Annotated in this window: 11 protein-coding genes and 1 pseudogene; all 12 read left to right on the plus strand. The window is 55.9% G+C overall.

Annotated elements, in window-relative coordinates; all coding sequences use genetic code 11:
- Positions 1–338, plus strand: a pseudogene (locus tag ACPLUI_RS07790) ([FeFe] hydrogenase H-cluster radical SAM maturase HydE); the annotation flags it as partial.
- A 4-nt stretch (positions 339–342) separates the two neighbouring features.
- Positions 343–1,755 (plus strand): [FeFe] hydrogenase H-cluster radical SAM maturase HydG, encoded by a 1,413-nt coding sequence (hydG, locus tag ACPLUI_RS07795; protein WP_424659702.1) that lies wholly within the window; start codon positions 343–345, stop codon positions 1,753–1,755.
- Positions 1,756–2,071: 316 nt separating this feature from the next.
- Positions 2,072–2,407, plus strand: a complete 336-nt coding sequence (locus ACPLUI_RS07800) for a DRTGG domain-containing protein (protein ID WP_424659703.1) — start codon at positions 2,072–2,074, stop codon at positions 2,405–2,407.
- A gap of 16 nt (positions 2,408–2,423) precedes the next feature.
- A complete protein-coding gene (locus tag ACPLUI_RS07805; protein ID WP_424659704.1) occupies positions 2,424–2,840 on the plus strand; it encodes an ATP-binding protein in 417 nt (138 codons plus the stop codon).
- Positions 2,837–2,980: a hypothetical protein gene (locus ACPLUI_RS07810; RefSeq protein ID WP_424659705.1), complete on the plus strand. Its 144-nt coding sequence runs from the start codon at positions 2,837–2,839 to the stop codon at positions 2,978–2,980. The genes ACPLUI_RS07805 and ACPLUI_RS07810 overlap by 4 nt, the downstream gene beginning before the upstream one ends.
- Positions 2,981–3,217: 237 nt before the next feature.
- The gene (locus tag ACPLUI_RS07815) at positions 3,218–4,555 is read left to right on the plus strand and encodes a [Fe-Fe] hydrogenase large subunit C-terminal domain-containing protein (RefSeq protein WP_424659706.1); all 1,338 of its coding nucleotides are present in this window, start codon (positions 3,218–3,220) and stop codon (positions 4,553–4,555) included.
- Complete coding sequence (locus ACPLUI_RS07820) at positions 4,539–4,904, plus strand: DRTGG domain-containing protein (protein WP_424659707.1); 366 nt, start codon at positions 4,539–4,541, stop codon at positions 4,902–4,904. The genes ACPLUI_RS07815 and ACPLUI_RS07820 overlap by 17 nt, the downstream gene beginning before the upstream one ends.
- A 139-nt stretch (positions 4,905–5,043) precedes the next feature.
- The gene (gene nuoE / locus ACPLUI_RS07825) at positions 5,044–5,526 is read left to right on the plus strand and encodes an NADH-quinone oxidoreductase subunit NuoE (RefSeq protein WP_424659708.1); all 483 of its coding nucleotides are present in this window, start codon (positions 5,044–5,046) and stop codon (positions 5,524–5,526) included.
- An 18-nt stretch (positions 5,527–5,544) separates the two neighbouring features.
- Positions 5,545–6,123, plus strand: a complete 579-nt coding sequence (locus tag ACPLUI_RS07830; protein WP_424659709.1) for an ATP-binding protein — start codon at positions 5,545–5,547, stop codon at positions 6,121–6,123.
- Positions 6,098–6,454, plus strand: coding sequence for a (2Fe-2S) ferredoxin domain-containing protein (locus tag ACPLUI_RS07835; RefSeq protein WP_424659710.1), 357 nt, complete (start codon positions 6,098–6,100; stop codon positions 6,452–6,454). Before ACPLUI_RS07830 ends, ACPLUI_RS07835 begins: the two co-directional genes overlap by 26 nt.
- Before the next feature lie 19 nt (positions 6,455–6,473).
- Entirely contained in the window at positions 6,474–8,267 is a 1,794-nt protein-coding gene (nuoF, locus tag ACPLUI_RS07840; RefSeq protein ID WP_424659711.1) for an NADH-quinone oxidoreductase subunit NuoF, read from the plus strand.
- A gap of 16 nt (positions 8,268–8,283) precedes the next feature.
- Positions 8,284–8,423: 2Fe-2S iron-sulfur cluster-binding protein (locus tag ACPLUI_RS07845; RefSeq protein WP_424659712.1), on the plus strand; the 140-nt coding region annotated here is incomplete at its 3' end.

The following is an 8,423-nucleotide window of genomic DNA, read 5'->3' on the forward strand; positions in this document are numbered from 1 at the left end:
CCAAAGAGCCTCCTGGAGAGCTGGAACTTACCCTGAAGGTGCTGGCCGTGTCCAGATTACTTCTACCCGGGGTTCATCTACCCGCTACCACCGCCCTGGGTACCGTGCACCCCGCGGGGCGGCGTCTGGGCCTGTGTTTTGGTGCCAATGTGATTATGCCAGATGCAACCCCACCTCCTTACCGTTACTATTACCAGATCTACCCCGGGAAGGCGAACCTGCATGAGGACCTCGAGAGGACAGTAGTTTCTTTGAAGGACATGATCGCTTCTCTGTCCAGGAAGGTGGGGGTCGGACCGGGACATTCCCCGAAAACCCAGAAAATCCAGGAGGGATGAACAAATGAAATGTGAACCGGCTACCTTTATCAACGAAGAACAAATTAACGACCTTTTGGAAGAAGGACGCCGGGCAAATGTCGCCAGAGCCCGGGAGATTATTGCCCGGGCGGAAGAGGCCAGGGGGCTCTCCCCCTATGATGTAGCTGTTTTACTCCACGTGGAGGACCCGGATACCATGGACCTCATGTATGCCACCGCGTACCGGGTTAAAGAAAAGATTTACGGCAAAAGGCTGGTTCTCTTTGCCCCCCTTTACATCAGCAATTACTGCATCAACAACTGCCGGTATTGCGGTTACCGCAGGGACAACAAAGAACTGGTGCGGCGCCGCCTGACCATGGACGAAATACGGGACGAAGTGATTGCCCTGGAAGCCATGGGACACAAGCGGCTGGCCCTGGAAACGGGTGAGGACCCCGTCAGCTGCCCAATCGATTACGTGCTGGAAGCCATCGAAACCATCTACTCCGTTAAGGAAAAGAACGGCAGCATCCGGCGGGTGAATGTGAATATCGCCGCCACCACGGTGGATGAATACCGGCTTTTAAAAAAAGCTGGCATCGGTACTTATATTTTATTCCAGGAAACTTACCACCGCGAGACCTACCGGACCATGCACCCTTCCGGCCCCAAACGGGATTACGACTGGCACACCACGGCCATGGACCGGGCCATGGAGGCTGGCATTGATGACGTGGGCCTGGGCGTTTTATTCGGTTTATATGACTATAAGTTTGAAGTGCTGGGCCTGCTTTTCCATGCCCTGCACCTGGAAGAGCGCTTTGGCGTAGGTCCCCACACCATTTCCGTACCCCGGCTGCGTCCGGCCCTGAACGTAAACCTGGATAACTTCCCTCACCTGGTTTCCGACCGGGATTTCAAAAAAATTATCGCCATCTTGCGCCTGGCCGTACCTTACACCGGCATGATTCTCTCCACCCGGGAACGTCCCGAGTTCCGGGACGAGTTAATTTCGGTGGGCGTTTCCCAGATCAGCGCAGGCTCGTGTACGGGCGTGGGAGGGTACCACAGGGCCTTGATGGCCGGGCACCGGGAAGAGGGAGATACCTCCCAGTTCCAGGTGGAGGATCACCGGAGCCCCGACGAAGTGCTGCGCAGCGTCTGTTTATCCGGGTACATACCCAGTTTCTGTACGGCCTGCTACCGCAAGGGGCGTACCGGCGACCGGTTTATGTCTTTAGCCAAAACCGGTCAGATCCAGAACGTCTGCCAGCCCAACGCCATTCTCACCTTCAAGGAATTCCTCCTGGATTATGCGTCACCACAGACCCGGCAGGTGGGTGAAGACACCATCCGTAAGCATCTGGAGTTAATCGAAAATCCTGCTGTCCGTGAAGAAACAGAAGCCCGCTTGGAAATGATCGAAAAAGGGCAACGGGATTTGTACTTCTAGCCTCTTTGGGTTTAACATCCTCGCCCCCTTGTTGCCTGCGAAGATCATGGTCGCAGCAAAGGGGGTTTTCTTCTGCCCGATAACCGGGAAGATAACAACGGGAGATTTTTGTTAAAAAGCGGTGATACTGCCATCCAGGCCTTTTAAATGACCGCTTATTCCGCTTAAATAACTGTTGGGCGGATTTGTATTGCATTTTTGAAAAATAGTATTATTCTGTTGTAATAAATAAACCTAATTACAAACGATAATATAATGTTATAACAAAGGCCGGTCAACAAAAAATCTTTTTTATGGCAGGTGAACTAAAATCAAATTGAATGTCATCAAAGAGATGCTTGATGCCGATGTGCTTTCCGGTGCCGACCTGCTTGATATAGAGGTTACCTGCGGTTTCGGCTGCGACCTTGTCAGTGATTCTCTGTGTTTTGCCAGGTCTGGATGCCTTTTACTGACCGGGCTTACCAATGTACAGATCATCCGACTTGCTGAAATGGTGGAGGCGCGGGCCATCGTTTTTGTACGTGGCAAGAAACCGGGTGAAGACGTCATCGAGCTGGCACGGGAAAAGGGCATTCCCCTTCTGGCGACCGACCTGTTCCTGTTTGAAAGTTGCGGCATCCTCTACCAGGCGGGACTGCGGAGTTCCTGAAACGGGGTGAGGTGCCTTGCAACTGAAGTTTCAGGTGAAGGGGATGGATTTCAGCCGGGCGGGCCAGGCCGCAACAAAGATCAAAAAAACCTTGCAACTGGCCGGTATGGATCCCGCGACCATTCGCAAGGCCATCATCGTCGCCTACGAGGCGGAGATGAATATCGTCATCCATGCCTATCATGGTACCCTGACGGCCAATATCACTCCCCATAAGGTGGAAATCATCGCCGAAGATGAAGGTCCGGGTATTCCCGACATTCCCCTGGCCATGCAGGAAGGATATTCCACCGCTCCGCTCCACATCCGGGAGATGGGCTTTGGAGCGGGCATGGGCCTGCCCAACATCAAAAAAAGCGCCGATGAGCTGGATATCCAGTCGGAAGTGAACAAAGGCACCAGATTGTGGGCGGCAATTTTCAACAATTGTTGATACCGTCACAAAACCAGAAACTAGATGGGCGGCGGTCGTCCCATAAGGAGCGACATTGCGGAGGGCTGGATACGAAACACGGCGTAGCCGAGGTTAGCGAACCGGCAGCGCGAATCGCGCTGGTAGTAGTATCGGTATAATGATTGAGCTGCTTAAGCTATAACTATTCATGAGGAAAGTAGACTTCCGGCGCATATGCAGCGCTGCCAGGTTCGCTCCGAGGCAAGCCGATGTTTCGTCCGGCCCGCAGCACGGAGCGACGGGGGGACGACCGCGCCCCGATAGTTATGCGACAGTAGCTAGCTAAGAGCTGAACGGAACGACGGGAGACGACCGATGCCGGGTCATACGGCAATAACTGGAAGTGGTGATTAAAAATGCAGCAATATTTCCATTCAGTGCGTCTCGACGAGGAAAAATGCAAAGGGTGCACCAACTGTATCAAGCACTGCCCTACGGAAGCCATCCGGGTACGCAAGGGTAAAGCCCGCATTATCGAGGAGCGCTGTATTGACTGCGGTGAATGCATTCGCATCTGCCCCAACCAGGCCAAGCTGGCCATCACAGATTGCCTTGATAAACTGAAAGATTTTAAATATACCGTTGCCCTCCCCGCTCCTTCCTTTTACGGTCAGTTTAAACCCGAAATTACCCCCTCCCGGGTATTAAGTGCCCTGCTGGCTCTGGGCTTTCATGATGTTTTTGAAGTAGCCCTGGCGGCTGAAGCGGTTTCGTGGGCAATCAGGCATTACATGGAAGTATGTGTTGACAGGCCCCGTCCATTGATCTCATCAGCATGTCCTGCTGTGGTCAGGTTGATCCAGGTGCGCTTTCCCAGTTTGCTGGAACACATCATTCCCATAGAATCTCCCATGGAAATAGCCGGACGCATGGCCCGGGAGCAGGCCTGCCGGAAGACCGGGCTCAAACCGGACGAGATCGGTACCTTTTTCATTACCCCCTGTCCCGCCAAAGTGACGGAAATTAAACAGCCGCCCGAAGGTAGATCCAGTGTCGATGGGGCCATCTCCATGGCCGTGGTTTATGGCGCTCTCCTCAAGCGCCTGGAAATGCCCGCGCCATACCCGGTGGCTCCCCGGGCTTCGGGAGTGGGCATTGGTTGGGGCCGGGCGGGGGGAGAAAACGAGGCCATCAAAGCCGGATCGCTGCTGGCCGTTGACGGTATCCACAGCGTGATCAGCGTTCTGGAGGAAATAGAAAGGGGAGGTCTTACCGACATCGATTACCTGGAGGCCCAGGCCTGTACGGGGGGCTGTATTGGTGGTCCTCTGGTGCCGCAAAATCCGTTCGTAGCCCGCGTACGCATGGGTAATCTGGTCAAATTGTACCCCGCCGGGGAACGAGGGGACTTTACCCGGGATTTCGACTACTATCGCCTGAAAACACCCATTACGCCCCGCCCGGCCTTAACCCTGGCCAAAGACCCCCAGGTGGCCCTGGCCCGGCTGGAAGAAGCGGAGCGAATTTGCACCGAACTCCCCGGACTGGACTGCGGCTCCTGCGGTTCTCCCAGCTGCCGCGCCCTGGCTGAAGATATAGTGCAGGGATATGCCCGCCGCAGCTACTGCATCTTTGAACTGCGGGAGCGCCTGCAGCAACTGGCGGAAGAGATGGTCGAACTGGCACAAAAACAGCCGCCGGCCATGGGACGGGACTGGAAACAGGTAAGGGACGGGGGTGGTGAAACTGATTAACTGGCGGGAAATAATCACAGAACTGGAACTGAGAGCCCATTACCACAATGCCCTGCCCCCGGTTTGCGGTGCCTACTGCGGTGATATGATGAGCGACGTGCTCGCCCGTGCCCGCCGGGGGAGCCTGTGGATTACCATCCAGCGCCACCGCAATGTGATCGCCGTGGCTTCCCTGGTGGGTTTAAGCGGGGTTGTTATTTCCGGAGGCCGGGTTCCCCCACCGGATACCGTTGCCCTGGCGGAAAAAGAAGGTGTGCCCCTTTTCTCCACACCCCTTGATAGTTTCCACGCCGCCGGCAGGTTATATTACCTGTTGACCAGGGCCGGTTTGATTAACCAGGGAGAATAGTATCGCTGACCCACAAAAATGAACGGGTACGGTTGCGCCCGCTCCGGTAGATTGAAGACCGGGACATGAAGGGAGGTGATGTATCCTCTGCGAGGTTCGCTACCGGCGTAGATAAACCATGAGCAAGGAGGTTGTCGTGATGTCCATTGCTTGCAAGTGTAGCGGGGAATTGAACAGTAGAATGGATGCACTGCTTGAGCAGTATCGCGGACAGCCCTCGGCGTTAATTCAGGTGCTGCACCAGGCCCAGGGGATCTATGGCTACCTGCCCAGAAAAGTGCTGCAAAGGGTAGCCAGGGCGCTGAATGTACCCTTAAGCCAGGTTTATGGCGTGGTATCTTTCTATTCCTTCTTTACCATTCATCCCAAAGGCAAGCACCAGATCAGCGTGTGTAAGGGTACGGCCTGCTACGTGCGGGGAGCGGGGCAGCTTCTGGAGCGCATCAAAGAAGAACTGGGCCTCAAGCCCGGGGAAACCACCGCAGATGGCGAGTTTTCCCTGGAAGTGGTGCGCTGCCTCGGGGCCTGCGGCCTGGGACCGGTGATCACTGTGGATGAAGACGTGCACGCCCGGGTTCGACCGGAGCGCCTGTCCGATATCCTGGCGGCTTACCAGCAATAAGTGATGGGAGGGATGCCCATGATGGAAGAACTGGCTCACCACGTCCTGGACGTCGCCAGGAATTCCCTGGAGGCCGGGGCTACCCGGTTGGAGATTACCGTCGAAGAGGACCCGGATGCTAACTTGATCTGTTTTTCCGTAACTGACAATGGTTCCGGGATGTCCCCACATATGTTGCGCCAGCTGACCAACCCCTTTTTCACAACTAAAACCGGTAAAAAGGTGGGGCTTGGTTTGCCCTTTTTGGAATCGGCGGTGGAGCGGTGCGGCGGCAACCTGGAAATAAAAAGTGATGTTGGACGCGGCACAACGGTTGTAGCCACCTTCCCTTATTATTGCTGGGACCGTCCCCCCCTGGGGGATATGCCGGGAACTATCGTCAGCCTGCTGGTGGGCAATGGCCACCTGGACCTGTGCTACCGTCACATTTTGAACGGTCAGAGCTTTGAGCTGGATACCGGGGAAATCCGGTCCCGCCTCAAAGGGATACCCCTGGATACACCGGAGGTACTGCTCTGGCTGCGCCAGTATCTTGCCGAAGGTTTAAGCATACTTAGCGGGGGTGAGGGGTATGAAGTCGCTCGCCGAGCTGGATAAAATCAGGGAGAAGCTGCAGGAAGAAATGCGCCTGCGGGAGGGTAAGGAGGATGTTAAAGTAGTGGTGACCATGGGCACCTGCGGGATTGCCTCGGGGGCCCGGGAGGTGCTTACAGCCATCCTGGAGGAAATCAGCAAGAGGGGACTGAAGGGTGTAACGGTGACCCAGACCGGGTGTGCCGGCCTGTGTCATTGCGAGCCGCTGGTGGAAGTGGAAAGGCCCGGCCGGGAAAAGGTTACCTACGGCCACGTGGATGAGAAAAAAGCGCGGGAAATTGTGGTTTCCCACCTGGTCAACGGCCAGATAATTAAAGAGTGGACTATTAAGTAGATGAGTAGGGGGGGTTGGTATGGAACTATACAGGGCTCACGTTCTGGTCTGTGCCGGGGCCGGGTGTATTTCCTCGGGGTGCCACGCAGTAAAATCTGCCCTGGAAGAGAGCATAGACAGGCTGGGTTTAAAGCGCGAAGTCAAGGTGGTTGAAACCGGCTGTATGGGTCCCTGCGACCTGGGCCCGGTAATTGTGGTTTATCCCGAGGGCGTGTTTTACCGCCAGTTAAAACCCGCGGATGCAGTGGAAATCGCCGAAGAACATTTGTTAAAAGGGCGGGTAGTGGAGCGCCTGCTATACAAGGTGCCCGAAAACGGTAAGACGGCGGTGACCTCAGATCAGATAGATTTCTTTAAAAAGCAGACCCGCATTGCCCTGCGCAACACAGGGATCATCAATCCTGAATCGGTGGAAGAATACATTGCCCGCGACGGGTACCGGGCTTTGGGCAAAGCGCTTTCCAGCATGACGCCGGAAGAAGTTATCGAGTGCATCAAAAAATCCGGCTTACGGGGGCGGGGCGGCGCAGGATTTCCGACCGGCTTGAAGTGGGAATTTTCAGCTAAAGCGCCGGGGAAGCCAAAGTACGTGGTCTGCAACGCCGACGAGGGCGATCCTGGCGCTTTTATGGATAGAAGCATTCTCGAAGGGGACCCCCATAGCGTGCTGGAAGCCATGGCCATTTGCGGTTACGCCATCGGGTCCAGCCAGGGTTATGTCTATGTCCGGGCTGAATACCCCCTGGCGGTGCAGAGATTGACCCTGGCTATCGAAAAGGCCCGGGCATACGGCCTGCTGGGAGAAAACATCTTTGGCACTGGATTCAACTTCGACGTGGAAATCCGGGTGGGGGCCGGCGCCTTTGTCTGCGGCGAGGAGACGGCCTTGCTGGCTTCCATTGAGGGCCGCCGCGGTGAACCGAGGCCCAGACCCCCCTTTCCCGCCCAGGAAGGTCTCTGGGGAAAGCCCACGGTGATCAACAACGTGGAAACCTGGGCAAACATTCCGCCCATTATCCTGAAGGGGCCCGAATGGTTTGCCTCCATCGGCACGGAGAAGAGCAAGGGGACGAAGGTCTTCGCCCTGGCCGGTAAAGTAAACAATACCGGTCTGGTTGAGGTGCCCATGGGTACTACCTTGAGGGAAATTATCTTTGATATTGGCGGTGGCATCCCCGGAGGTAAGCAATTCAAGGCCGCGCAGACGGGAGGCCCCTCCGGCGGTTGCATTCCGGCCCGTTACCTGGACGTGCCGGTGGATTACGAGTCGCTGACCCAGTTGGGAGCTATCATGGGCTCCGGCGGCTTAATTATCATGGATGAGGATACCTGTATGGTGGACCTGGCCCGGTTCTTCCTCGAGTTTGTCCAGGATGAATCCTGCGGCAAGTGTTCTCCCTGCCGCATCGGCACCAGGCGCATGCTGGAGATTGTGGAGCGGATCACCCGGGGCGAAGGCCGGGATGGAGATATTGAACTTCTGGAGGAGCTGGGGCGTGGCATCAAGTCTTCTGCCCTGTGCGGCCTCGGACAGACCGCACCCAATCCCGTGCTCAGCACCATCCGCCACTTCCGTGAGGAATATGAGGCCCATATATACCAGAAGAAATGTCCTGCCGGAGTTTGCCGCGCCTTGATAGTGTACGCTATAGACGAAGAAAAATGCAACGGTTGCGGGCGCTGCGCCCTGGTGTGCCCGGCCGGGGCCGTTTACGGAGAGAAAAAGAAGCCCCACCGGATAGACCTGGAAAAATGTCTCCGGTGCGGCACGTGTATGGAAAAGTGCAAGTTTGGTGCTATCTATACCACTTAAAGCTGGAGGGAGAAATATGTCCCTGGTGACGCTTACTATAGATGGGCGGCAGGTTCAGGTGCCGCCCGGCACTACCATCCTGGCGGCGGCCAGGCAGGCGGGGATCAAGATACCCACGCTGTGCTACCTGGAGGAGTTGAACGTTATCGGTGCCTG

The sequence above is a fragment of the Desulfofundulus sp. genome, assembly GCF_049701015.1.
GTDB lineage: Bacteria > Bacillota > Desulfotomaculia > Desulfotomaculales > Desulfovirgulaceae > Desulfofundulus.

What these genes read in the sequence shown, in the direction of transcription:
- nuoF (WP_424659711.1), top strand. Translation starts at nt 6,474, where the DNA reads ATGGAACTATACAGGGCTCACGTTCTGGTCTGTGCCGGGGCCGGGTGT.
- ACPLUI_RS07830 (WP_424659709.1), top strand. Translation starts at nt 5,545, where the DNA reads ATGATGGAAGAACTGGCTCACCACGTCCTGGACGTCGCCAGGAATTCC.
- hydG (WP_424659702.1), top strand. Translation starts at nt 343, where the DNA reads ATGAAATGTGAACCGGCTACCTTTATCAACGAAGAACAAATTAACGAC.
- nuoE (WP_424659708.1), top strand. Translation starts at nt 5,044, where the DNA reads ATGTCCATTGCTTGCAAGTGTAGCGGGGAATTGAACAGTAGAATGGAT.
- ACPLUI_RS07815 (WP_424659706.1), top strand. Translation starts at nt 3,218, where the DNA reads ATGCAGCAATATTTCCATTCAGTGCGTCTCGACGAGGAAAAATGCAAA.
- ACPLUI_RS07835 (WP_424659710.1), top strand. Translation starts at nt 6,098, where the DNA reads ATGAAGTCGCTCGCCGAGCTGGATAAAATCAGGGAGAAGCTGCAGGAA.